The organism is Dysosmobacter sp. HCP28S3_G4 (assembly GCF_052065175.1).
Lineage (GTDB): Bacteria > Bacillota > Clostridia > Oscillospirales > Oscillospiraceae > Oscillibacter.
Map to the genome: position 1 here is coordinate 1 of NZ_JBQHUP010000006.1, position 23,698 is coordinate 23,698.

Sequence of the window (23,698 nt, forward strand, 5' to 3'; positions counted from 1 at the left end):
CCCCCCCCCCCCCCCCCCCCCCCCCCCCCCCCCCCCCCCCCCCCCCCCCCCCCCCCCCCCCCCCCCCCCCCCCCCCCCCCCCCCCCCCCCCCCCCCCCCCCCCCCCCCCGCCGCACCCCCGCCAAGGGCCCCCATTCACCCCTCACGGGCAATGACCCCCTCCATCCGCAGATACTCCTCCCGGGTGATGATCCCCTTCTCCAGCAGGTACCGGTTGAAGTACCGCAGCCACGCGGTCCGGATGTCGCTCTGTGACGGCATCGTCCTTCCCCCCTTCTCCGGTCAGTATGCCCGGTTTTCCCCTGGGGAATCCCCCCTGCCCTTCCAGCCATTGCTTTTGCCTTTCCGGCAAAAAGGATATACTATGGGGAGAGCAATTCTTCAGGAGGTTTCCATGGACATTCACGCCGCGCGGCAGGAGCTGAAAAAGCGCTCCATCTACGACATCCCCCTGCGGGCCACCTTCTACGCCCGGGTGTCCAGCGAGTCCGACGAGCAGCTGAACTCCCTGGGGAACCAGGTGGACTACTACCGGGACCTGATCCGGAAAAATCCCGCCTGGACCTACGTGGAGGGCTATATCGACGAGGGCCTGTCCGCCGCCACCACCAAAAACCGGGAGAACTTCCACCGCATGGTGGCCGACGGCCGGGCGGGCCGGTTCGACCTGATCCTCACCAAGGAGATCACCCGCTTCGCCCGCAACACCCTGGACTCCATCCGGTACACACGGGAGCTGCTGTCCGCCGGGGTGGGGGTCTTCTTCCAGAACGACGGCATCAACACCCTGGACGAGGACTCGGAGCTGCGGCTGACCATCATGTCCGGCATCGCCCAGGACGAGCTGCGGAAGCTGTCCTCCCGGGTGAAGTTCGGCCACCAGCAGGCCATCAAAAACAGCGTGGTACTGGGCAACAGCCGCATCTTCGGCTACCGGAAGGACGCCGGGCGGCTGGTCATTGACCGGACGGAGGCCCCGCTGGTGCGGGAGCTGTTTGAGCTGTACGCCACCGGGGAGTACTCCCTGAAGCGGCTGGAGACGCTGTTCTGGGAGCAGGGCTGGCGCAATCACAACGGCGGCAGGATCGCCCACACCACCCTGTCTGGCATCCTGTCCAACCCCAAGTACAAGGGCTATTACGTGGGCAACAAGGTGAAGGTGCTGGACCTGTTCACCAAAAAGCAGAAATTCCTCCCGCCGGAGGAGTGGGTCATGTTCCGGGACGACACGGGGCAGATCGTTCCGGCCATCGTCAGCGAGGAGGTGTGGGAGCGGGCCAATGAGGTCCTGCGCCGCCGCAGCGACGACGTAAAGCGCCGCCGGGGGGTGTGCAACCACGACAACCTCCTCACCGGGAAGCTGTACTGCGGCCACTGCGGCGCGCCCTACTACCGCCGGGACTCCGTGGACCGCAGCGGCCATCGGAACAGCCGGTGGATCTGCTCCGGAAAGCTGAAAAACGGCGCCGGGGCCTGTCCCTCCATTCCCCTCTACGAGGCGGAGCTGCGGCCGGTGCTGGCGGACCTGTTCCGGACGGCGGACGCCGGGGCGCTCATGGACGAATATCTGGCCCTGTACCGGTCCCTGGGCCGGGACGAGGGGCTGGAGCGGCAGGCCGCCGCGCTGCGGCGGACGGTGGAGACGGCGGAGCGGAAGCGGCAGAAGCTGCTGACCTACAACGCCCTGGGCCAGCTGTCCGACGGGGATTTTCTGGCCATGTGCGCCCAGTGCGGCCGGGAGCTGGAGGACGCCCGCCGCAGGCTGGAGGACCTCACCGCCCGGATGGCGGACGGTGCCGCCTTCCCAGGCCGTCTGGATGCCATCCGCCGGGCGCTGGAGGACGCCCGCCGGGACGCCGCCCAGGGGCTGCCGGACCGGGACTTCGTGGAGCGGTATATCCGCCGCATCGACGTCTTTCCGGAGGCGGGCCGGGGCGTCCGGCTGGAGATCCGGCTCCGGTCCGGGGAGGCGGCGGAGACGCAGCTCCAGGCCATCCGGGATCACGCCGGCCGTACGGGTCACACGTTCAAGAAGATGATCGAGTCCTACGAGAAGTCTCTGTAAGGCTCCCTCTGGACCAAACACTCCCTGAAAATCCTCCCTTCGCAGAAAAGGCCCCGCCGTTCGAATGGACGGCGGGGTCTCTTGTGTCTTCATTCCATTTGTCCGGATCAGGCGTCTCAGTCAACGGCCCGGATCAGGGGGGCGGCCTCCGCGGCGAAGTCCTCCGGTGTCAGAAGGGACGCGGCGTCCAGCAGAGCCGTCCGGAAGGACGCGGTGCCCATACCGGCGGCGCTTTGCTCCGCCCTGTGGGAGCAGACCTTCCAGAAGGCCGACGCCAGCACGGCGGCAGACAGGGCGTCCGGCTCCACGGCGGCGAAGGCCCCGCAGAGGACGGACAGCATGCACCCCGCCCCCGTGACCTGGGCCATGCGGCCGCTGCCGCCGGTGACGCGGAAGGCGGCGGTGCCGTCGCTGGCGATGTCCTCCGGACCGGACAGCAGGACGGCGGTGCGGTACCGCCGTGCCAGCGCCCGGGCCAGTGCCAGCCGCTCCGACGCATCGGCGGCGGCCAGACTGTCCACGCCGTGTTCCCGGCTCCCCAGCCGCAGCAGTGCCTGGGCCTCCCCCAGATTCACCCGCAGGATGGCGGGCGCGGACGCGGCCAGCAGCTCTCCGGCCCAGCGTAGACGCCAGGCGCTGGCTCCCACGCCCACCGGGTCCAGCACCACGGGGGTCCCCCGCTTCTCCGCCTCGATGCAGCAGATCAGGCAGGACTGGAATTTCTCCGCCGAGGGCGTGCCGGTATTCAGCACCGAGGCGGCGCTGACGGCGGTGATCCCCGCCATCTCCTCCGGGGCCTGGGCCATCATGGGGCTGGCCCCCACGGCCAGGGCCAGATTGGCGCAGTCGTTGGCGGTGACGATGTTGCTGACGCAGTGGATCAGGGGACGGGCGCGGCCGATGGCCGCAAGACGGGCAAAATCAGGCATGTCGCAACCTCACAGACAGAATGGGCAGCGGGATCAGGCCTTCAGGGCCCCGGTCTTCTTCAGCGCCGCCACCAGGATACCGGCCAGGATGGAGCCCACCACCGTGGACACCAGGAAGGGCACGATGTAGACGGTGTAGCCCGCGGGGGTCAGGCCCATGAGGCCCTTGGCCACGGGATAGGCGGCCAGGCCCCCGATGATGCCGGTGCCCACCACCTCGGCAATGAGGGTGACCGGCAGGTTCTTCGTCTTCCAGTAGACAAGGCCGCACAGCAGCGCGCCGCACATGCTGCCGGGGAAGGCCATCAGGCTGCCCACGCACAGCAGGTTCCGGACGAGGCTGGCAACGAAGGCCACGGCCACGCCGTACCACGGGCCCAGCAGCACGGCGCACAGGATGTTCACCATGTGCTGGACGGGGGCGCACTTACTGCCCAGGACGGGGAACACGATGAACATGCTGCCCACCACGGCGACGGCGCAGAACATACCGGCCAGAGCCAGCTTGGTAACAGGTTTCAGATTGCTTTTCATATACTTCAAACTCCTTCAGATCTCGGATTTTGCAGGGAGAAAACGGCAGAATATGGCAGCGCCTTCCCCTTGCGTCGCAAGGCGGCGGACAGACTCGTCCGCCCGGGAATGTCGGTCGAGGCTCACTGGCCTCCTCTCACGCCGGAACACGGCTTCCCATCGCTGCTTTTCCGGCCCGGACACAGGGCGCTCCCCCTCTGTCCGCTCCCGGTCTCCCCGGGACGCCGGTATCTCCGCCGCGTCTCACTTCCTCTCTGAAGAAATCTTCGTACAAACGCAAAAGACAGGAGACCCTGATGCCTCCTGCCCGTAAAACCACATGACTTCCTACGGCGGCATTGCCCGCATCAGGTAAAGGGTCGGAGCCTCCGCTCCCTCTCAGCCCGTTGCTCCGGACTCCCCTGTTTTTACATTTTACAGAAGGATTATACACCCGGCGGCGGATTTGTCAAGGGGGACGCCGGACCTCCCGGATTTTCCGGTTTTTCTGAAAGTTTTGGTTGCATTTTTCCCCGGTGCGGTATATGATATTATCCACAATAAAAAGGGGAGTCCGCGCCGACGGGCTGAGAGGAGACTGTCTGGTCTCGACCCACGACCTGATTTGGATCATGCCAACGTAGGGAAATACGCGCTGCAATGCCGCAAACAGGCCGTATCAGGTGTGTGTGCGGCATTTTCATTTTGAATTTCACTTCCGACAGGAGGACTATCCATGAGAGTACAACCTCAGCAGCTGCGGCTGTACGCCGTCACCGACCGGGCCTGGGCGGCGGACACCGACGCCTTTTTCGCCCAGATTGAAGCCGCCATCGACGGCGGCGCCGCCTTTGTCCAGCTCCGGGAGAAGCATCTGGGGCAGGACGATTTTCTGGTCGAGGCCCGGCGGTTCGTGGCCCTGTGCCGGGAAAAGGGCGCGGTGAGCATCATCAACGACAACGTGGAGATCGCCGCCGAGGTGGGCGCCGACGGCGTCCACGTGGGTCAGGAGGACCTGGCCTGCGGCCGTGCCCGGGCCATCCTGGGGCCGGATAAGATCATCGGCGTCTCCGCCCACAACGTGGACGAGGCGCTGGCGGCCCAGGCCGCCGGGGCGGACTATCTGGGGGTGGGGGCGGCCTTCGTCTCCCACACCAAGGGCGACGCCAAGCCCATCGCGGCAGAGGCCATGGCCGCCATCACCGCCGCCGTGGACATCCCGGTGGTGGCCATCGGCGGCATCACCCGGGAGAACCTGCCCACTCTGGCGGGCCGTGGACTGGACGGCGTGGCGGTGGTATCCGCCCTGTTCGCCCAGAAGGACGTGAAGGCCGCCGCCGCAGAGCTGCGGCAACTGGCGGAGGCTATCGCCCGCTGACCGGCGAAACCCCGCTGTTTGAAAAGCAACGGATCACCGGCCTTTGCCGGAGGACCCGCGGTGCATTGGGGGCACCACCTTGCGCCGCGTTAGAAAACCTTGCTGTGATTTGGAAAGGAGTTTTTGATATGAGAACAGCATTGACCATTGCTGGAAGCGATTCCAGCGGAGGCGCCGGTATCCAGGCGGACATCAAGACCATGACGGCCAACGGCGTATTCGCCATGAGCGCCGTCACGGCGCTGACCGCCCAGAACACCACCGGCGTCACAGACATTCTGGAGTCCACCCCCCTGTTTCTGGAGGAGCAGCTGGACGCCGTTTTCACCGACATCTTCCCCGACGCGGTGAAGATCGGCATGGTCTCCTCGGCGGAGCTCATCGCCGCCATCGCCCGGAAGCTGAAGCAGTACGGCGCGAAGCGCATCGTGGTGGACCCGGTCATGGTGGCCACCTCCGGCGCCAAGCTGCTGCGGGACGACGCCATCGAGACCCTGAAACGGGAGCTGCTGCCCCTGGCCGCCGTCCTGACGCCCAACATTCCCGAGGCGGAGATCCTCTCCGGCAGGACCATCACCGACGCCGCCGGCATGGAGGCCGCCGCCAGGGCCATCAGCGAAACCTACGGCTGCGCCGTCCTGTGCAAGGGCGGACATCAGATCAACGACGCCGACGACCTGCTGTGGCGGGACGGCGCGGGCAAGTGGTTCCGGGGCAAGCGCATCCACAATCCCAACACCCACGGCACCGGCTGCACCCTGTCCAGCGCCATCGCCTCCAATCTGGCCAAGGGCTATGATCTGGACACCGCCGTGGAGCGGGCCAAGGACTACATCTCCGGCGCCCTGGGGGCCATGCTGGACCTGGGACATGGCTCCGGCCCCATGGACCACACCTTCGATCTGAAGAGCCGGTTCATTGAGGAGGGCGTGTGATGAAAAAGACCTCCACCTTCCAAAACGGCCTCATCTGGTTCGGCGCCGGCGTCTCCCTGGCGGAGATTTTGACCGGCACCGCCTTCGCCCCCCTGGGCTTCGGACGTGGCCTGGCGGCCATCCTGCTGGGCCACCTCATCGGCTGCGTCATGCTGTTCCTGGCGGGCTACATCGGCGCCGTGACGGAGCGCAGCGCCATGGAGACCGTGAAAATGTCGTTTGGTCAGAAGGGCGGACTGCTGTTCGCCTTCCTGAACGTCCTCCAGCTGGTGGGCTGGACCGCCATCATGATCTACGACGGCGCCCTGGCCGCCGGGGGCATCTTCAGCTCCGGCAGCTGGATCTGGTGCCTGGTCATCGGCGGGCTGATCATCGTGTGGATCCTGGTGGGCATCACCGATCTGGGCTGGATCAACAAGATCGCCATGACCGCCCTGTTCCTGCTGACGCTGGTGCTGTGCAAGGTCATCTTCTTCGACGGCGCTCCCGTGGGCGGCGACCTGGGCGAGGCCATGAGCTTCGGCGCCGCCGTGGAACTGGCGGTGGCCATGCCCCTGAGCTGGCTGCCCCTCATCAGCGACTACACCCGGGAGGCGGAGCGTCCCTTCGCCGCCACCATGGCCAGCACCGTCACCTACGGTCTGGTGTCCTGCTGGATGTACGTCATCGGCATGGGCGCCGCCATCTACACCGGGGAGTACGACATCGCCGTCATCATGGTGAAGGCGGGACTGGGCATCGCCGCCCTGGTGATCCTGGTGCTGTCCACCGTCACCACCACCTTCCTGGACGCCTGGTCCGCCGGCATCTCCGCCGAGTCCCTGTCCAAAAAGATCAACGGCAAGTGGACGGCGGTGGCCGTCACGGTGATCGGCATCGCCGGGGCGCTGCTGTTCCCCATGGACGACATCACGGGCTTTTTGTACCTCATCGGCTCCGTGTTCGCCCCCATGATCGCCATTCAGATCGCCGACTGCTTCTTCCTGCGGCGGGACCGGTTCGGTGTGGACTTCGACGTCCGGAATCTGGTGATCTGGGTCGTCGGCTTCATCCTCTACCGCCTGCTGATGGGCGTGGACATTGTGGTGGGCTGCACCCTGCCGGACATGGCCGCCACCATTGTGCTGTGCGTCCTGGCGGACAAGCTGTCCGGAAAGAAGACCGCCGCCGAGTGAGCGCGCCGGTTTTTCCGTATCGAGAAAAAAGAGCCGCGGAACTTCCGTTCCGCGGCTCAGGCTGTCGAAAAAGTCCATAGACTTTTCCGACAGCCTTCACAATGCCTCGCTTTTCTGCCCGCGCAGCGGGCCGAAAAGCTGCCGCTGCGCGGCGCAAACGCCTGCTGACACAGGCTTTTTGCAGGCATTCAATCCATCACGAGGGGGCTCCCGCCCCCTCGTACTCCCCCTGCAAAAAAGGACTCTTTTCCTTCAGACAGGGTTTTTCGACAAGCTGAGCCGCGGAACTTCCGTTCCGCGGCTCTCATTTTGTCTGTTTGTTCTTTCCGGCCCGTCAGTTCTCCACCAGATGGCTGACGTCCATGCCGCCGATGGTATCCGCCGGCAGGCTGTCCCGGAGGAAGCGGACGGCCTCCACCGTCTTCAGGGACAGCAGGGACTTGGCCAGAGCCCGCAGGGCGGGCCGCAGGTTCGTGTTCTGGGGCAGGCCGTCCAGCATGGTGGAGGACAGGTTCACGCAGCACACGTCCTCCTCCATCCACACCGCCTGGACGGAGAAGCCCTCCGGCAGCACCTGGTACAGGCCGTCCTTGGCGGGACCCTCCAGCAGTGCCCGCACCAGGGTCTCCGCCTGGGTGTCGCCCTCGTACAGGTCCAGGGTCCGGGGCTCGGCGGCAAGACCGCCGCTCTCGTTCAGGAAGTACAGCGTCACGTCCACGGTGCCCACGATGTCCTCCGTGCTGGCGAACAGCACGTCCTTGGCCTGGAAGCTCTGAGCGCCCCGGTAGGCCAGCTCCTGCCCGCCCACGGTGACGGACACCGTCCGCACGCCGGACAGCTGGGTCAATGTCATGGTGATGCAGTAGTCCGCCATGGTCAGCCCCACGCCGGACAGGGTGCTGTAGGCCATGGACAGGTCCACCACCGCCCGTCCGCCGGACACCTCCACGCCCAAAAGGCCGGTGCCCGCCGGGAAGGGACTTTTCAGCGTCTCGTCGGCAGGTCCGTCCAGAAGCAGCTCCACCATGGCCGCCGCCAGCTCCGCCGTGGGACGTCCGTCCCGCCGCCGGATGGCGCAGTGCTCCGCTGCGATGGCGTCGCCGCCTCCGGCGGCGTCCAGGTCCCGGACCTGGAAATACAGCTCGTAGGTATCCTCCTCCGCTATCGCCTGCTGCGCCGCCGCCATGGCGCAGCCGCAGGCGTTGAGGACGGTCAGGGCGCACAGCAGCGCCGCCAGGGCCCGCTTTCTCATGTCCGTTCTCCTCCCTCCGGCGCCAGGGGCAGACGGACGGTGAACACCGCGCCGCCCACCGGCCGGTTGGCCGCCGTGATGGTGCCGTTCCGTTTCTTCACCGTGTCGGACACGATGGACAGTCCCAGGCCCGTACCGCCGGCGGCCCGTGACCGGGCCTTGTCCACCCGGTAGAACCGCTCGAAGATCCGGGGGATGTCCTCCTCCGGGATGCCCACGCCGTCGTCCGCCACGGTCAGCTCCGCGAAGCCGTCCCGCTTCGTCAGGCGGACCTCCACCCGGCCGCCGTCCCGGTCGTACTTCACCGCGTTGTCCGTCAGGTTGTAGATGATCTGCTGGAGCTCGTCCCGGGTGGACAGAACCCGGCAGCCCTCCTCCGCCTGATAGGTGATGGAGATGTTCCGGTCCTCGGCGATGAGCTCCATCATCCGCAGCACCTGCTGCAAGACCGGCAGCACGTCCACCGCTCCCGCCGGCTCCAGCACGTCGCTGTCCAGCCGGGTCAGGCGCAGCAGGTCCTCGGTGATGCGGCTGAGCCGCTCCGCCTCCTGCCCGATGTCGGAGACGAACTCCCGGGTGGTGGCGGGGTCAATGTTGTTGGTCTGCAAAATGGAGTCCGTCAGCAGCCGGATGGCCGCCAGGGGCGTCTTCAGCTCATGGGACGCGTCGGACACGAACCGGCGGCGGGACTCCTCCGTCTTCTGGAGGCGGTCCGCCAGACTGTTGAACTCCTCGCCGATCTGGGAGATCTCGTCGTGGCCCCGGACGGCGGCCCGGTGGCTGTAGGCGCCCTCCCGCACCCGGCGGATGGCCTCCAGCAACTCGCTGATCTGCCCCGTCAGCGCCCGGCTCATCAGCACGGAGAACACCAGCACCACGCCGCCGATGACGCAGGAGATGCGGAAGATGTTGTTCTGGAAGCCCACCAGCAGAGCGGCCTCCTCCGTGTCGTACTCGTAGGCGTAGACGGCGCCGATGATCTGGTTCTGATACAGCACCGGCGACGACGCCCGGCTGCGGAAGGCGTTGTTCTCGTACCGGCAGGTGAACACGTCCTTCCCCGTCAGGGCCTGGACCACCTCCGTATAGAAGGTGTACTGCCCCACGGCGCTGCCGGTCTCACGGGTGTCGAACAGGATCTTTCCGGCGGCGTCCGTCACCAGCATCCGGGACAATCCCGCCTCCTGGGCCAATGTCATGGCGTCGGCCACGTTCTCCTCCGTCAGCCGCTCCAGCCCCGACAGGGAGGACACGATGACCAACACGCTGCTTTGCAGCGTGTTGGCCTTGGAGCGGAACACCAGATCCTCCGACACCAGGGGCGGGTAAATGTTCAGCAGCACCAGCACCGCCGCGATGACCAGAATGTAGCTCAGCACGAATTTCAGCCGCAGGCTGACCCGGAGCTTCTTACGCTTTGAAATAGTACCCCACTCCCCACTTGGTCAGGATATGGTCCGGCTCCGCCGGGTTCCGCTCCAGCTTCTCCCGCAGACGGCGGATGTGGACGTCCACCGTCCGGTAGTCCCCGCTGTAGGCGTAGCCCCAGACCACGTTCATCAGGTTCTCCCGGCTGTACACCCGCCGGGGATTCCGCATCAGCAGCTCAATGAGATCGTACTCCTTGGCGGTGAGTTCCACCATCTCCCCGTCCCGCTCGGCGGTGCGCTCCTCGGTGTGGAGGGTGATGTTCCCCGCCCGGAGGGTGGTCCCCATGGACCGCTGGGTGCCCGCCGCCCGGCGCAGCAGCGCCCGGACCCGGGCCTTCAGCTCCAGAATGTTGAAGGGCTTCGTCACGTAGTCGTCCGCCCCGCACTCGAAGCCCATGAGCTTGTCCGCATCCTCGCTCTTGGCGGTGAGCATGATCACCGGGACGTTGGAGAACTCCCGGATGCGCATACACGCCTCGATGCCGTCCAGCTCCGGCATCATCACGTCCAGGATGATCAGGTCGAACCGCTCCGACCGGGCCAGCTCCACGGCGGCGGCGCCGTCGTAGGCGCACTCCACCTGATAGCCCTCGTTCTCCAGGTTGAATTTCATGCCCTTTACCAGAAGTTTCTCGTCGTCCACTACTAAAATCTTTGCCATGTTGTCTCCTTCAAAACCAATTTTCCGATCCATCTTCCGCGCCGTCCCCGGCGCAATGTTCTTCCAAACTTTTCGCGGCCCGTCAGTCCCCGGGGATCTCCCCCACGGTGATGCGGTCTGCCATGGCCGCCAGCTTTCCCTCGCCGATGCCCTGAACGTTCCGGATGTCCTCCACGGCGGCGAAGGGTCCGTGCTCCGCTCGGTACGCCACGATCCGCTCCGCCAGCACCTCTCCGATGCCCGGCAGCGCCGTCAACTCCTCCGCTCCGGCGGTGTTGATGTTCAGCTTCTCCGTCTCCGGGGACGGTTCCTCCGGTGCTTCCTCCGCCGGGACGGCCGTTCCGGACGGCTCGTCCGTTCCCACGGTGACGCGGTCCGCCGCGGCCGCCAGCTTTCCCTCGCCGATGCCCGGGACGTTCTGAATGTCCTCCACGGCGGCGAAGGGGCCGTGCTCCTCACGGTACGCCACGATCCGCTCCGCCAGCACCTCTCCGATGCCCGGCAGCGCCGTCAGCTCCGCCGCTCCGGCGGTGTTGATGTTCAGCTTTCCGGCCGGCTCCGCCGGGGCCGCTTCTTCCGTCAGGACGGCGCTGTCCGTCTCCCGGCCCGTCTCCGCGGATACCGGGGCCTCCCGGTCCGTCCGGATGGTGACGCCCTCCGGCGTCTTCCAGGCCGCGGTCAGTCCCTCCAGCAGAAACAGGAAGATCGCCGCGGCGGACAGGAGAAGGATCTCTGTTCTGAAAACAATTCCCTTCACGTCCGCTTGCACTCCCCGGCTGAATTTGTTATACTGAGTCATATGACCGAAATCGACCACTTTCCGCCCGTCTGAACAGGCCGGGAAGTTTACATGATTATAGCACAGATGGAGAGAGATGAACATGAGGACTCGCCGTTTTTTATCTGTTTTTTTTGTTCTGGTCCTGGTTTTGCAGCTTCTGGCCGTTTCCGCCCTGGCGGATGACAGCGGGCTCAAGGAAGTCGAGGACCCGGATATCCAGGCCAGGGCCGCCCTGCTGGTGGACGTGAACACGGACACCGTGCTCTACGACAAGAACATGGAGGAGGAGATGTATCCCGCCAGCCTCACCAAGATCATGACCGCCCTGCTGGTGCTGGAGGCGGTGGACCGGGGAGAGCTGTCCATGGACACGGAGATCACCGCCCCGGAGTCCGCCTTTGACGGACTGGACTCCGCCGGCTCCACCGCCAACATCAAGGCCGGTGAGATCCTGACGGTGGAGGAGCTGCTGACCTGCATGCTGGTGGTGTCCGCCAACGAGACCTGCAACATCCTGGCGGAGACGCTCTGCGGCTCCGTGGACGCCTTCGTGGACCGGATGAACCAGCGTGCCCAGGAGCTGGGCTGCCAGAACACCCATTTCGTCAACGCCACCGGCCTCCACGACCCCCAGCACTACACCTCCGCCTGGGATCTGTACCTCATCACCAAGGAGGCCCTGACCCATGAGGACTTCCTGACCATCTGCGACATGCGCCAGCCCGTCATCCCCGCCACCAACCTGTCGGCGGAGCGGACGCTCCACACCACCAACTCCCTGCTGGACGGCTGGCGGGCCCTGGGCTACCGCTACAAGTACGCCCACGGCGTCAAGACCGGCTCCACCTCCGATGCCGGACACTGTCTGGTGTCCACCGCCGAGAAGGGCGAGCTGCATCTGGTCAGCGTGGTGCTGGGGGCGGAGAAGGTCTCCCTTCCCACCGGCGGCAGCGACATCAAGAGCTTCTCCGAGACCAGACGCCTGTTTGAGTGGGGCTTCGACAACTTCTCCTATCAGACTATCCTGACCGCTGAGGAGATGCTGGCCTCCATGCCGGTGACCCTGTCGGAGATCGAATCCGTGGCCCTCCACTCCGTGGAGGACATCGTGGTGCTGATGCCCGACATCCTCTCCGCGGAGGATCTGACCCGCACCATCCGCTTCCGCTCCAAGAGCGTGGAGGCCCCCGTGTCCGCGGGGGACCAGCTGGCGGAGGTGGAGCTGTCCTACAACGGCACCGTCTACGCCACCGTGCCCCTGGCGGCCCTGGCGGACGTGGAGGCGTCCCGGTCCCTGGTGCTGAAGGCCCAGATCCGCGCCTTCTTCGACCGCACCGCCGTCAAGGTCATCTGCGTCATCGTCCTGGCGCTGATCGTCTTCCTGGTGGGCTGGAAGCTGACCATCGGCCGCCAGCGGTACCGCTACGGCAAGAACGTCCGCCGTCAGAAGAACTACCGGGGCCGCCGCAGAGGGCTGTGACTGTTCCCCCGTCCGGCGTACATACACAGAAAACGGAGGCCTTCCGGCCTCCGTTCAGCTTGTCGAAAAACCCTGCCTGAAGGAAAAGAGTCCTTTTTTGCAGGGGGAGTACGAGGGGGCGGGAGCCCCCTCGTATTGGATCGAATGCCTGCAAAAAGCCTGTGTCAGCAGGCGTTTGCGCCGCGCAGCGGCAGCTTTTCGGCCCGATGCGCGGGCAGAAAAGCGAGGCATTGTGAAGGCTGTTGAAAAAGTCCAATGGACTTTTTCGACAGCCTGAACGGAGGCCTTCCGACCTCCGTTTTTTTACGCCCGGCTCAGCGCCCGGAATTCATGCCGTAGCCCTGTTCCGCCAGCAGGCGGTTGCACTCCTGCCGGCGCTGGACGTCGTAGAACTCCACGAACTTCAGGGAGTAGTAGTCCGTGACGATATACCGGTCCCGGGCCTCCTGGTAGATGGTGATATAGTCGTTGCCCACGTCGAACAGGATGCCTTCCCAGGCCACCGTGTTCTGGGTGCCCACCAAAAACGTAGCCACTACGTAGCTCCCCACGTACCGGGACAGCATGGCCTTCCAGGACCCCAGATAGGCCTCCTCCCGGGAGGAGGGCGCATTGATGGCCTCCATGGACATGTTGTTCTTCATATCCGCCAGCTCCGGCGGCGTGACCACCGTGGGGCCGCTGATGGCGGTGTTCCGGTTCTGTCCGGCCATTCCGGTCATGCCGGTCATGCCCGCCGGACCGGTCATCTCCCCCACCTTCCTGCCCGGCTCCGTCCCCACCATGGCGGGATGGCGGCGCTCCGGCGGGGTGATCTCCGTGCTCCAGTCCTGCATCCGGGACATTCCCGGCGTATACGTATCCTGATACTGCACCATATTGACACCTCTCAAGTCTTGTAATAAGCATCTGTCGGGTTATAGAAACAATGATCGCCGATGCGGGTCTGCCAGTAGCCCACGTTGGACGGGAACTGGGACCGGCACGTGGGACCGAAGGGATTGTAGAACCAGAGGGATTCCGCCACGTCCGGCAGACGGTTCCCCGCGATGGCCCAGTCGGCGATGTCGTAGTGGATCTGTTCGGGACGCATATTGTAGATGTTCTGCGGGTTGTAGGCGCCGCGCTCTGTCTCGCTGGCGCAGACGAACTGGCCGGGCTGCATGATGATGTTCCGGATGCTGCCCTGGCCCACCCGGGCATACTCGCCGCCTCTGGCGTGGACCCGGTTCATCACCACGCCCGCCACCGCCTTCATGCCGTTTTCTCCCTCTCCGCCCGCCTCGCATTGGATCAGACGCGCCAGCAGCTCCCGGTCAGAATAAGCCATATCCATCACACTCCTGTCGCTGTTTCAGTGTATGCGCCGTCCCGGCGCCGCGTCACCACGGAAAAGCCCTGGCGCGAAATCGCGCCAGGGCTTTTCCATACTGAATGTCTCGATTTTGGACCGCTGTGCGGCGCAAACGCCTGCTGTTGCAGGCTTTTTGCAGACATTTGATCCCATTCGAGGCGGGCTTTGCCCCTTCGAACTCCCCCTGCTTTCCGGAGGTACCTTCCGTGAACGGTAAGTCTCCCGCGAGCCGGCTCCCTGCCGTACGGGAGCCGCTTACTGCGCCTGCTTCAGGATGTTCTCCAGACCCTGGGCCAGCTGGTCCGGGCAGGAGGTGGACTTGAAGCCGCACCGGATGCCCCGCAGACGCTGGATGGCGTCCTCGGCCTTCATCCCCTGCACCAGAGCGGAGATGCCCTGGAGATTGCCGCTGCATCCCCCCAGGACCTCCAATCTCTGAATGATATGCTGGTCGTCCAGCTCCACCCGCATCTGCTGGGAGCAGACGCCTCTGGGACGGAATTCGTATACCATGTCTCTGTCTCTCCTCTTTTGTATCGGTCTTCACCCGATGGAATTTTCATCGAGCATACCACATTTTTGTCCAAATGACAACCCCGGCCCTTGACAATATCGATATTCGATGATAAGCTGTAGCCAAAGCAATAACGATATTCGATATTCAGAGGGGAGGACGGCCATGGCCCGGGAGAAATTTCAGACCCTGACGGAGCAGATGTTCTACATTCTGCTGTGTCTCCAGTGGGAGTGCTGCGGCGCGGACATCATGGCCCGGGTGCGGGAGATGACGGCGGGCCGGGTGTCCGTGGGGCCGGGGACGCTGTACAATCTGCTGGAGAGCTTCCTGTCCGCCGGGATGATCCTGGAGACGAAGGTGGAGGGACGGAAGCGGAGCTATCTCATCACGGAGGCGGGCCAGGCGGCCCTGGAGGAGGAATACCGCCGTCTCCAGACCCTGGCGGCGGATTACCGGCGGTTCACGCCGGGAGGAGGTGCGGAATGAACAACCGGAAATATCAGTTCTCGCGGTTCTCGTTTTACGACTACGACGGCATCCGGGCCCATCTGGAGTCCCTGTCGGAGCAGGGCTGGGTAGTGGATAAGATCACCAACTTCCGCTGGCGCTATCGCCGGGTGGAGCCGAAGCGGCGGCATGTGGCCGTCACCTACTTTCCGGAGGCGTCGGACTTCAATCCCCGCCCCACGGAGGGACAGGAGACGTTCCTGGACCTGTGCGAAAACGCCGGGTGGCGTCTGGCGGCCCAGCGGGCCCAGATGCAGATCTTCTATTCCGAGGACCCGGAGCCGGTGCCCATGGACACGGACCCGGCGGCCCAGGTGGAGACCATCCACCGCTCCATGAAGAAGAACTTCCTCCCCGGCTCCGTGTTTGTGCTGATCCTGGCGGTGCTGGAATGCGGCTTCTGTCTCTGGCGGCTGTGGGACGATCCCGTGCGTCAGCTCTCCAGCGGTCCGGCGCTGTTTTCCCTTCTGTGCTGGCCGCTGCTGGCGGTGGGCCAGGGCGCGGAGCTGTGGGCCTATCTCCGCTGGCACCGCCGGGCGAAAGCGGCAGCGGAACAGGGGCTGTGGACGTCCAGTCCCGGCAGCCGCTCCCGGCTGTGGGCGTGGATGACGCTGGTCATAGTCTTTCTGCTGCTGGCGGTCTACGCCTCTGCCTCCCGGCAGACACTGGTCATCGGACTGACCGCCCTGGTGATGGTGACCCTCATTATTCTGCTGGTCAGCGGTCTCCGGGACGCTTTGCGGGGGCTGGGCACCCCCGCCGGGTTCAATCGGGCGGCGTCGGCGGTTCTGGCGGTGGTGCTGTCCTTCGCCGTCACCGCCGGTGGGGCGCTGCTGATCCTGAAGGGCGTCCGCAACGGCTGGCTGGAAGACCATGCCCCGGCGGAGACGTATCAGTACCACGGCATAACCTGGGAGGTGTACCACGACGATCTGCCCCTGACGGTGGAGGATCTGACGGACGTGGACTACGGCGGCTACTCCACGGAGCTGGACACGGCGTCCACGTTCCTGGTGACTCGCCGGACGGCCCGGCAGGAGGGCCGTCTGGACGGCCCCAACGTGCCGGAGCTGTGGTACACCGTCACGGACGTCCATTGGAAGCCGGTCTACGGGCTGTGCAGGCGCGGTCTGCTGCGGGAGTACGCCCAGTACAACGACCCGGACGTGCCGGAGTTCTGGAACGAATACCGGCCAACGGACGCCGCCCTCTGGGGCGCGCCGGAGGCCTACCGGCAGTACACCGGCGGCGAAGCCGAAAACCAGTTCCTGCTGTGTTACCCGGACCGGCTGGTGTCCATCCGGTTTCTGGGAAACTGGGAGCCCACGGCGGAACAGATGGCAGCGGTGGGGGAAAAGCTGAGCGGCGCGTAACGGCGCCCGCACATAAAAAAGGCGGTGAGAGGCTCTTTGTCCTCTCACCGTTTTCATACATCACGCGCTGGGATTTCTCCGATCTTCCAGCAGGAGCTTGTCGGCGATCATTGCGATAAATTCAGAATTGGTGGGTTTGCCCTTGGTGTTGGATACGGTGTACCCGAAGAACCGCTGCAGCGTCTCCAGGTCGCCCCGGTCCCACGCCACCTCAATGGCGTGGCGGATGGCCCGTTCCACACGGGATGCGGTGGTGCCGAACCGCTTTGCCACTTCCGGATACAGCACCTTGGTAACAGCGTTGATCACATCCATATCTTCCACGGTGATGATGATGGCCTCCCGCAGATACTGATAGCCTTTGATGTGGGCGGGGACGCCGATCTCATGAATAATATTGGTAACGCGGTTTTTCAGCTCCGCCGAGTGATCCATCGGCGCAGCAGCGGCAGCAGGCGCAACAGCCAGCCGCATCCGGTCCAGCAGGGCGTTGACCTCACAGGGCTTTGATACAAAGTAATAAGCCCCCGCCCTCATGGCCTCCGATACGGTCTTGTCGCTGTAGAGCGCCGAGAGGAAAATGACCTTTGGGCGGTCCTTCTCCGGCAGACGCCGCAGAAGCGTCATACCGTCCAGACCCGGCAGCACGATGTCCATCAGGATCAAATCCGGCGACTGCTCCTCCGCAAGGCGCAGTGCCTCCGCCCCGTCTCCCACGGAGCCAATGACCGCAAACTCGTCTGTTCTCTCTATGGCCTCCTGAAGAAGTCTCCGGAATTCCTCGCTGGCATCCGCCAGCAGGACCTTACTCCTTTTCTCCATAGTTTCCCTGGCTTTCCTAATAAAATTTGCAAGAGTTAATTTTGACGGATTAATGAAGCTTCACATCACGTTATCTATAAAATATCATAATCGGACACGATTTTCAACCTTTATTTGTTATTTTTTTCCATAAAATTTCTGCTAAAATTTCTACTTTTTGTGCTTTTTCCCCCTATTTTTGCTGAAGACTTGCTTTTTTTATTGAAATCGCTAAACTAAAGTACAGAAATCAATGGAAGGGAGTGCGCATTTTGTGCTGTGTGGAGCTGACGGAAGCCGTCCGGGCCTTCCGTCCATGGAATGAACAGGAGGCGCGGGACCGTGAGGAGCTGCTGCGCCGTCTGGAGAGCGGCGAGGCGCTGCTGACCCGTGAGAACGCCGCCGCCCATCTGACGGCGTCGGCCTGGGTGGTGAATCCCCGGCGTGACCGGGTGCTGATGGCCTGGCACAATCTCTACGGCTCCTGGGCCTGGCTGGGCGGTCACGCCGACGGCGATCCGGATCTGGCGGCGGTGGCCCTGCGGGAGGTCCGGGAGGAGAGCGGCGCGGAGCGGGTGCGGCTGCTGTCGCCGGATATCTTCTCCCTGGAGATCCTGACGGTGGACGGCCACGAGAAGCGGGGCGTCTACGTCTCGTCCCATCTGCATCTGAACGTCACCTATCTGGTGGAGGCGGACGACGATCAGCCCCTGCGGTGCAAGCCCGACGAGAACAGCCGGGTGGGCTGGTTTCCGCCGGAGGACGCCGTGGCGGCGTCCACGGAGCCCTGGTTCCGGGAGCGGATCTACAAAAAGCTCAACGCCAAACTGGCTGCCCTGTCCGGACGGTGAGCGGAAAAACCGGCTTCCGCGGGTATGCGGCAGCCGGTTTGCTCTCTTTCGTGAATTCCGCGAAAGCGGAGCAAATCGAAGGAAAAGCGATTATTGGGGAATGAGAGCGGGAAACGTGCGATGATGATTTTCGAGCGGCACGCAAATTTGAAGCATTAATTTGACAGCAGGCGTTTCTGGGCAACAGGGTACTATGTCAGCACAGCAGGCATCCAGGAGAAAGCTCTGAGGAAACACATACAAGGACAAGAGAAACAGGATCAGATGATGGATAAGATCAGCACCGAGGAATACAAAAACCTTTTAAGTATCAAGCGAGGTAATCCATCCACAATGGCTTGAACGCAGTGAAAGCCAGCGCCGTTCAGGCGCTGGCTTCACTATGCCCTTTTAGGGCTTTTTCAAGACACTCGTTTCACCCGTGGTCTTGACAGATGAAAGGGAACTCAGGCCAGGAAGCCCTTCAGGATGCAGTCCTCGGCCTCCTCCTCCGTCAGACCCAGGGTCTCCAGCTTCAGCAGCTGGTCGCCGGCGATCTTGCCGATGGCGGCCTCGTGGATCAGCTGGGCCTCGGTGCAGTTGGCGGCGATCTCCGGCACGGACTGGATGCGGGCATTGCCCATGATGATGGAATCGCACTGGACGTGGCCGAAGCACTTGGCGTTGCCCACCACGCAGGGCTTGAACACCTGGGAGGAGTCATCCTGGGCCACGGAGCGGGAGATGACCCGGCCCTTGGCGTCCTCGCCGTTCAGCTCGATGACCATGTCGCTCTCTGCGATCTGGTCTCCGTGGGTCAGCAGACGCTCCGTCACCACGGCCTCCGCGCCCTTGCCGCAGACCAGCTTCGTGTATCGCTTGGTGGAGTCGATGCCCCGCAGCTGGACGGTGTCCATCTGCATGGACGCGCCCTCCTCCAGATAGACGATGGTCTGGGGGTTCATGATCTTGCCGCCTTTGCCGTCGCCCTCGCCGTAGTGCTTCTCGGAGTAGTGGACGTGGGAGTTCTTGCCGATATAGAAGGTGTGGACGCCGTCATGGCGGGAGTCCTCGCCGCCGCAGTTGTGGATGCCGCAGCCCGCCACGATGTCCACGTCGCAGTTCTCGCCGATATAGAAGTCGTTGTACACCATCTCCGAGATGCCGGGCTTGGTGATGATGACGGGGATGTGGCAGGTCTCGCCCTTCGTCCCGTCCTTGACGCGGATGTCGATGCCCTGCTTGTCGGTCTTGCCGGTGATCTCAATGTGCTCCGTGGACTGGCGGCCGTCGCAGCCGCAGTCCTTGCGGATGTTGAACGCCCCCACGGGCTTGCCCACCAGATCCGCGATCTTTTCCAGTAGATCCCGGTCCACCTGTGTGTCCATCATACGCGGTCACCTCCTCTGGTCAGCACCGGGCAGGCCCCGGTGGTATCGGACAGGATTTTCGGCAGGATCTCGTCCGCCGCGCCCCGGTGCTGGATGGCCCCGGCGCCGATGACCACCACCTCGTCCGCCAGGGAGATGATGCGCTCCTGGTGGGAAATGATGATCATGGTGGCCTTGCCCTGGCGGTGGATCTGCTCAAAGGTCTCCGTCAGCCGGGCGAAGCTCCACAGGTCGATGCCCGCCTCTGGCTCGTCAAAGATCATTAAATCGGCATTTCTGGCCAGGATACTGGCAATCTCAATGCGCTTCACCTCGCCGCCGGACAGGGAGACGTCCACCTCCCGGTCCAGATAGTCGTTGGCGCACAGGCCCACCTTGGTCAGGTACTGGCAGCACCGGTCCTTGGACAGCTTGCCGTCCCCGGAGGCGATGGTCAGCAGCTTGCGGACCGTGATGCCCTTGAACCGGGGGGGCTGCTGGAAGCCGTAGCTGATGCCGCGCCTAGCCCGTTCGGTGATGGTGAGGCCGGTGATGTCCTCGCCGTTCCACAGGATCTGTCCGCCGGTGGGCTGCACCAGACCCATGATGATCTTGGCCAGGGTGGTCTTGCCGCCGCCGTTGGGGCCGGTGAAGACCATGAGCTTGCGGTCGGGGATGGTCAGGGAAATATCATTCAGGATACCCAGCGTGCCGCCCTCCTCCTGGACGGTGTAGCTGATATGCTTCAATTCCAGCATAAACTTCAGGTTCCTCCTTTGTCGAAATATGCTGCAACTTATTCAATATAGCAGAGCGCCGGGGAAAAAGCAAGATACGGAAGGGCCTCCCGGCGGAGAAAAATCCTATTCTCCGGCGGAGAATCGGGTTTTTCTCAATTTTACCAGAAAGCCGGATTTTATGCTGTGACATTTGCACCAGTCACCAGCGGAACGGGGCGGGCATACCCTGTCGTAAAGGAGGCTGTTGTTATGGAGCAAGACATGAAGAGCACGGCGGCCGCTGTGCCGTACGACTACCGGCAGTACGACCAGATATGGCAGCGGGTGTCGCCCAGCCTGAACCCCTATCCCGGCATGGAGGCCCCGGCGGAGGGGACCGGCGGCGCCGCACCGTCCGTATCCCGGACCGCGCCGTCCGTCCCCCAGACCCCGGCGGCGGTGCGGGCGGAGGAGAATCTGCCCGGCGCGGCGGCCAATCCCTGCTGCATGGGCTCCGCGGCCATGGACGATCTGGCGGTGGTGGAGGGCTTCATCGAGGGCGAGCTGGCGGATCAGCGGTACTATCTGGCCTTCTCCCGGCAGGCCCCCGTCTCCGCCCGGCAGCTGCTGCGGAGCATCGCCCAGGACGAGGGAGGCCACGCCCGGCGGCTGATGGCGGTGTACTATCTCATCACGGGCCGGTGCTACCGTCCCAGCGTCAGCTGCGACCGGGTGTATATCGGGGCCTGGTGTCCGGCCCTGCGGGAGCGGTACCATGAGGAGGCCTGCGGCTGGATGAACTACATCCGGGCGGCGGAGGGCACCACGGACCCGTGTTTGCAGAAGACCTTCACGGAGCTGGCGGCGGATGAGCTGCGCCACGCCGACGCCATGCGGGAGCTGCTGGAGCGGTCCATTGCCGGGACTTGCGGGAGCCGGTGAATGGGTGTATAATCCTGGCTGAGCGAACAATTTTTTTACAAAGGAGACGTTTCCATGAAAGAGTGCATCACAAGAGACGCGGCCCTGGCGCTGCTGCGGAAGTACAACGCGGAACCCTTCCACATCCTCCACGGCCTGACGGTGGAGGGCGCCATGCGCTGGTACGCCAACGAACTGGGCTACGGCGAGGACGCGGACTTCTGGGCCACCGTGGGCCTGCTCCACGACATCGACTTTGAACAGTGGCCGGACCAGCACTGTCAGAAGGCCCCGGAGCTGCTGCGGGAGGGCGGCTGCTCCGAGGAGTTCATCCACGCCGTCTGCTCCCACGGCTACGGCCTGTGCTGCGACATCGAACCCACCCATGAGATGGAGAAGGTGCTGTTCGCCGCCGACGAGCTGACGGGTCTCATCGGCGCCGCCGCCAAGATGCGGCCCAGCAAGTCCGTCTCCGACATGGAGGTCAGCTCCCTGAAGAAGAAGTTCAAGGACAAGAAGTTCGCCGCCGGCTGCTCCCGGGATGTCATCAAGGAGGGCGCCGAGCGCCTGGGCTGGCCCCTGGAGGAGCTGATGGAGAAGACCATTCTGGCCATGCGCTCCTGCGAGGAGGGCGTCAACGCCGAGCTGGCGGCCATGGGGCTGTAAGGCGGGATACCGCATAGAGCGAAACGAAAAAACGAGGGCCGGACGGATGTCCGGCCCTCGTTCCAGGCTGTCGAAAAAGTCCATAGACTTTTCCGACAGCCTGCCTAATGTCTCGATTTTCGGACCGCGCAGCGGACCGAAAATCTGCCGCTGCGCGGCGCAAACGCCTGCTAACGCAGGCTTTTTGCAGACATTCGATTCCATACGAAGGGGCTCCCGCCCCCTCGTACTCCCCCTGCAAAAAAGAACCTCTTTCCTTCAAACAGGGGATTTTCGACAGGCTGAAACGAGGGCCGGACGGATGTCCGGCCCTCGTTCTGCAATTTAAGCTCACTCCATGGAGATAATATAGTAGTACACGGGCTGTCCGCCGGAGAGAACGGAGATCTCCGCGTCGGGGCAGGCGCTCTCGAACCGCTTGCCCGCGGCCTGGGCATCCTCCTCGCTGACGTCCTCGCCGAAGTACAGGGAGATGAAGGACGCGGAGCGCTCCACGGCGTCCGCCGCCAGCTTGTCCAGCAGCACGTCCAGACTGCCGTCGGTGCCGAACAGCTTGCCCTCCTCCAGGGCCAGATAGTCCCCGGCCTTGATGTCGAAGCCGTCGAAGTCGGAATCCCGGGCGGCGTAGGTGATCTGGGCGGTGGTGACGCTGGACAGGCTCTCCGTCATGGCGGCGGTGATGCTCTCGGCGTCCGGGGCGTCGAAGTCGGCGTTCATCATGGCGGTGATGCCCTGGGGCACGGTCTTGGTGGGGATGACCACCACGTGCTTCTCCGTCAGGGCGTCGGCCTGCTGGGCGGCCATGATGATGTTGCCGTTGTTGGGCAGGACGAACACCGTCTCGGCGGGGATGGCCTCCACCCCCTGGAGAATGCTCTCCGTGGAGGGGTTCATGGTCTGTCCGCCGGACACCACGCCGTCACAGCCCAGATCACGGAACAGGGCGGCCAGACCCTCGCCGGCGCAGACGGCCAGGAAGCCATAGGGCTTCTCCGGCGCGGCGGGCACGGGGGCCGCTTCCTCCGCGGCCTCGCTCTCCTCCAACTGAGACTCGATTTCGTCCAGATCGTCGGTGCTCTGGGCCTTCCGGCCCGCCGCCAGATCCTCTGCCTGGGTGCGCATGTTCTCGATCTTGGCCAGCTCCAGAGTGCCGTATTTCTGGGATTCCGTCAGGGCGCTGCCGGGGATGTTGGTGTGGACGTGGACCTTGAAGGCCTCGTCGTCCTCGCCGATGACCAGGCTGTCGCCGATGCTGTTCAGGTATGTCCGCAGGGGTTCCAGGGAGACGTCCGGCGCGGACTTCCGCACGATAAACACGGTGTCAAAGGCGAAGGTGATCTCCTCGGCGGACAGGGCGCCGAAGTCGGCCTTCTCCTTCTGGGGGGCGGCTTCCGCCTCGTCTCCGGCGGGCATGGGCTCGCCACACAGCTCCGCCAGCATGCCCTCCAGGATCACCAGGAAGCCCTTGCCGCCGGCGTCCACCACGCCGGCCTTCTTCAGCACGGGATTCATCTCAATGGTCTGATCCAGGGCAATGCGGCCCTCCTCGATGGCGGCGGCGAGGACCTGCTCCACATCTGTCTCACCGGCGGCCACGGTGTCCACGGCCCGCTTGGCGGCCAGACGGGACACCGTCAGCACGGTGCCCTCGGCGGGCTTCATGACGGCCTTGTAGGCGGAGGAGACGCCCTCCTGCATGGCGGCGGCGAACTCGGCGGCGGTGGCCTCGGTCCGGCCCTTCAGCCCCTTGGAGATGCCCCGGAACAGCAGGGACAGGATGACGCCGGAGTTGCCCCGGGCGCCCCGCAGCAGGGCGCTGGCGGTGATGGACGCCGCCTGGTCGATGGTGGTGGGCTGGGACTTCCGCAGTTCCGTCACGGCGGTGCCGATGGTCATGGACATGTTGGTGCCGGTGTCGCCGTCGGGGACGGGGAACACGTTGAGGTCATTGATGGCCTGCTTCTGAGCCGTGATGCAGGCGGCGCCGTGCAGCACCATCTGCTTGAACTGGGCGCCGGTAATCTGTTCGTTCATTGGTTGA

General features: G+C 64.3%; 24 protein-coding genes and 1 riboswitch. Of the genes, 10 read left to right on the plus strand and 14 right to left on the minus strand.

Annotated features, from left to right (window positions below; genetic code table 11):
• Positions 1-135 precede the first annotated feature (135 nt).
• Positions 136-261, minus strand: coding sequence for a hypothetical protein (locus tag ACTNBU_RS02620; RefSeq protein ID WP_441030434.1), 126 nt, complete (start codon positions 259-261; stop codon positions 136-138).
• Positions 262-394: 133 nt separating this feature from the next.
• Here ACTNBU_RS02620 and ACTNBU_RS02625 point away from each other — a divergent pair, with 133 nt between their 5' ends.
• Positions 395-2,065 carry a recombinase family protein gene (locus tag ACTNBU_RS02625; protein WP_441030436.1) on the plus strand — a complete coding sequence of 557 codons (1,671 nt, stop codon included), beginning with the start codon at positions 395-397 and terminating at the stop codon, positions 2,063-2,065.
• 116 nt (positions 2,066-2,181) lie between these two features.
• On the opposite strand, the gene thiM is transcribed toward ACTNBU_RS02625, so the two are convergent.
• Both thiM and thiW read right to left on the minus strand, forming a co-directional pair.
• Complete coding sequence (thiM, locus tag ACTNBU_RS02630; protein ID WP_441030437.1) at positions 2,182-2,994, minus strand: hydroxyethylthiazole kinase; 813 nt, start codon at positions 2,992-2,994, stop codon at positions 2,182-2,184.
• A gap of 33 nt (positions 2,995-3,027) precedes the next feature.
• Positions 3,028-3,528, minus strand: coding sequence for an energy coupling factor transporter S component ThiW (thiW, locus tag ACTNBU_RS02635; RefSeq protein ID WP_441030439.1), 501 nt, complete (start codon positions 3,526-3,528; stop codon positions 3,028-3,030).
• A 307-nt stretch (positions 3,529-3,835) separates the two neighbouring features.
• A riboswitch (TPP riboswitch) is annotated at positions 3,836-3,941 on the minus strand.
• 302 nt (positions 3,942-4,243) lie between these two features.
• On the opposite strand from thiW, the gene thiE reads away from it, so the two are divergent.
• From thiE to cytX, 3 genes are all read left to right on the plus strand, one after another.
• Positions 4,244-4,885, plus strand: coding sequence for a thiamine phosphate synthase (thiE, locus tag ACTNBU_RS02640; protein WP_441030441.1), 642 nt, complete (start codon positions 4,244-4,246; stop codon positions 4,883-4,885).
• Between the two features lie 128 nt (positions 4,886-5,013).
• Positions 5,014-5,820: a bifunctional hydroxymethylpyrimidine kinase/phosphomethylpyrimidine kinase gene (gene thiD / locus ACTNBU_RS02645; RefSeq protein ID WP_441030443.1), complete on the plus strand. Its 807-nt coding sequence runs from the start codon at positions 5,014-5,016 to the stop codon at positions 5,818-5,820.
• Positions 5,820-6,995, plus strand: a complete 1,176-nt coding sequence (gene cytX / locus ACTNBU_RS02650; RefSeq protein ID WP_441030445.1) for a putative hydroxymethylpyrimidine transporter CytX — start codon at positions 5,820-5,822, stop codon at positions 6,993-6,995. Before thiD ends, cytX begins: the two co-directional genes overlap by 1 nt.
• Before the next feature lie 334 nt (positions 6,996-7,329).
• On the opposite strand, the gene ACTNBU_RS02655 is transcribed toward cytX, so the two are convergent.
• The 4 genes from ACTNBU_RS02655 to ACTNBU_RS02670 all read right to left on the minus strand — a co-directional run bounded on the left by ACTNBU_RS02655 (position 7,330) and on the right by ACTNBU_RS02670 (position 11,137).
• A complete protein-coding gene (locus ACTNBU_RS02655) occupies positions 7,330-8,247 on the minus strand; it encodes a GerMN domain-containing protein (RefSeq protein WP_441030447.1) in 918 nt (305 codons plus the stop codon).
• Positions 8,244-9,626 carry a sensor histidine kinase gene (locus tag ACTNBU_RS02660; RefSeq protein ID WP_441030449.1) on the minus strand — a complete coding sequence of 461 codons (1,383 nt, stop codon included), beginning with the start codon at positions 9,624-9,626 and terminating at the stop codon, positions 8,244-8,246. The genes ACTNBU_RS02655 and ACTNBU_RS02660 overlap by 4 nt, the downstream gene beginning before the upstream one ends.
• Before the next feature lie 31 nt (positions 9,627-9,657).
• Positions 9,658-10,338 carry a response regulator transcription factor gene (locus ACTNBU_RS02665; protein WP_441030451.1) on the minus strand — a complete coding sequence of 227 codons (681 nt, stop codon included), beginning with the start codon at positions 10,336-10,338 and terminating at the stop codon, positions 9,658-9,660.
• Positions 10,339-10,420: 82 nt separating this feature from the next.
• A complete protein-coding gene (locus ACTNBU_RS02670; RefSeq protein WP_441030453.1) occupies positions 10,421-11,137 on the minus strand; it encodes a ComEA family DNA-binding protein in 717 nt (238 codons plus the stop codon).
• 82 nt (positions 11,138-11,219) lie between these two features.
• Between ACTNBU_RS02670 and ACTNBU_RS02675 the strand changes: the two genes are divergently transcribed.
• Positions 11,220-12,599, plus strand: coding sequence for a D-alanyl-D-alanine carboxypeptidase family protein (locus ACTNBU_RS02675; protein ID WP_441030455.1), 1,380 nt, complete (start codon positions 11,220-11,222; stop codon positions 12,597-12,599).
• Between the two features lie 314 nt (positions 12,600-12,913).
• Here the strand turns inward: ACTNBU_RS02675 and ACTNBU_RS02680 are convergent, their stop codons facing one another.
• The 3 genes from ACTNBU_RS02680 to ACTNBU_RS02690 form a co-directional block, all read right to left on the minus strand.
• Positions 12,914-13,477: a hypothetical protein gene (locus tag ACTNBU_RS02680; protein ID WP_441030457.1), complete on the minus strand. Its 564-nt coding sequence runs from the start codon at positions 13,475-13,477 to the stop codon at positions 12,914-12,916.
• Positions 13,478-13,488: 11 nt separating this feature from the next.
• Positions 13,489-13,929 carry a cell wall hydrolase gene (locus tag ACTNBU_RS02685; RefSeq protein ID WP_441030458.1) on the minus strand — a complete coding sequence of 147 codons (441 nt, stop codon included), beginning with the start codon at positions 13,927-13,929 and terminating at the stop codon, positions 13,489-13,491.
• A 279-nt stretch (positions 13,930-14,208) separates the two neighbouring features.
• On the minus strand, positions 14,209-14,466 hold the full coding sequence (locus ACTNBU_RS02690) for a TIGR03905 family TSCPD domain-containing protein (protein ID WP_441030460.1): 258 nt from the start codon (positions 14,464-14,466) through the stop codon (positions 14,209-14,211).
• Positions 14,467-14,632: 166 nt separating this feature from the next.
• Here ACTNBU_RS02690 and ACTNBU_RS02695 point away from each other — a divergent pair, with 166 nt between their 5' ends.
• Entirely contained in the window at positions 14,633-14,956 is a 324-nt protein-coding gene (locus ACTNBU_RS02695; protein ID WP_441030462.1) for a PadR family transcriptional regulator, read from the plus strand.
• Positions 14,953-16,350, plus strand: coding sequence for a DUF2812 domain-containing protein (locus tag ACTNBU_RS02700; RefSeq protein WP_441030464.1), 1,398 nt, complete (start codon positions 14,953-14,955; stop codon positions 16,348-16,350). The genes ACTNBU_RS02695 and ACTNBU_RS02700 overlap by 4 nt, the downstream gene beginning before the upstream one ends.
• Before the next feature lie 60 nt (positions 16,351-16,410).
• Here ACTNBU_RS02700 and spo0A read toward each other — a convergent pair whose 3' ends face one another.
• The gene (gene spo0A, locus ACTNBU_RS02705; RefSeq protein ID WP_441030466.1) at positions 16,411-17,172 is read right to left on the minus strand and encodes a sporulation transcription factor Spo0A; all 762 of its coding nucleotides are present in this window, start codon (positions 17,170-17,172) and stop codon (positions 16,411-16,413) included.
• A gap of 260 nt (positions 17,173-17,432) precedes the next feature.
• On the opposite strand from spo0A, the gene ACTNBU_RS02710 reads away from it, so the two are divergent.
• Positions 17,433-18,002, plus strand: a complete 570-nt coding sequence (locus ACTNBU_RS02710; RefSeq protein WP_441030468.1) for an NUDIX hydrolase — start codon at positions 17,433-17,435, stop codon at positions 18,000-18,002.
• Positions 18,003-18,448: 446 nt separating this feature from the next.
• Here ACTNBU_RS02710 and ACTNBU_RS02715 read toward each other — a convergent pair whose 3' ends face one another.
• Both ACTNBU_RS02715 and ACTNBU_RS02720 read right to left on the minus strand, forming a co-directional pair.
• Complete coding sequence (locus ACTNBU_RS02715; protein ID WP_441030470.1) at positions 18,449-19,372, minus strand: SufB/SufD family protein; 924 nt, start codon at positions 19,370-19,372, stop codon at positions 18,449-18,451.
• On the minus strand, positions 19,369-20,109 hold the full coding sequence (locus ACTNBU_RS02720) for an ABC transporter ATP-binding protein (protein WP_441030472.1): 741 nt from the start codon (positions 20,107-20,109) through the stop codon (positions 19,369-19,371). The genes ACTNBU_RS02715 and ACTNBU_RS02720 overlap by 4 nt, the downstream gene beginning before the upstream one ends.
• A gap of 231 nt (positions 20,110-20,340) precedes the next feature.
• Here ACTNBU_RS02720 and ACTNBU_RS02725 point away from each other — a divergent pair, with 231 nt between their 5' ends.
• On the plus strand, positions 20,341-21,012 hold the full coding sequence (locus ACTNBU_RS02725) for a ferritin-like domain-containing protein (RefSeq protein ID WP_441030474.1): 672 nt from the start codon (positions 20,341-20,343) through the stop codon (positions 21,010-21,012).
• 54 nt (positions 21,013-21,066) lie between these two features.
• A complete protein-coding gene (locus tag ACTNBU_RS02730) occupies positions 21,067-21,657 on the plus strand; it encodes a hydrolase (protein WP_441030475.1) in 591 nt (196 codons plus the stop codon).
• Positions 21,658-21,987: 330 nt separating this feature from the next.
• Here the strand turns inward: ACTNBU_RS02730 and ACTNBU_RS02735 are convergent, their stop codons facing one another.
• Positions 21,988-23,691: a DAK2 domain-containing protein gene (locus tag ACTNBU_RS02735; protein WP_441030477.1), complete on the minus strand. Its 1,704-nt coding sequence runs from the start codon at positions 23,689-23,691 to the stop codon at positions 21,988-21,990.
• Positions 23,692-23,698: the final 7 nt, after the last annotated feature.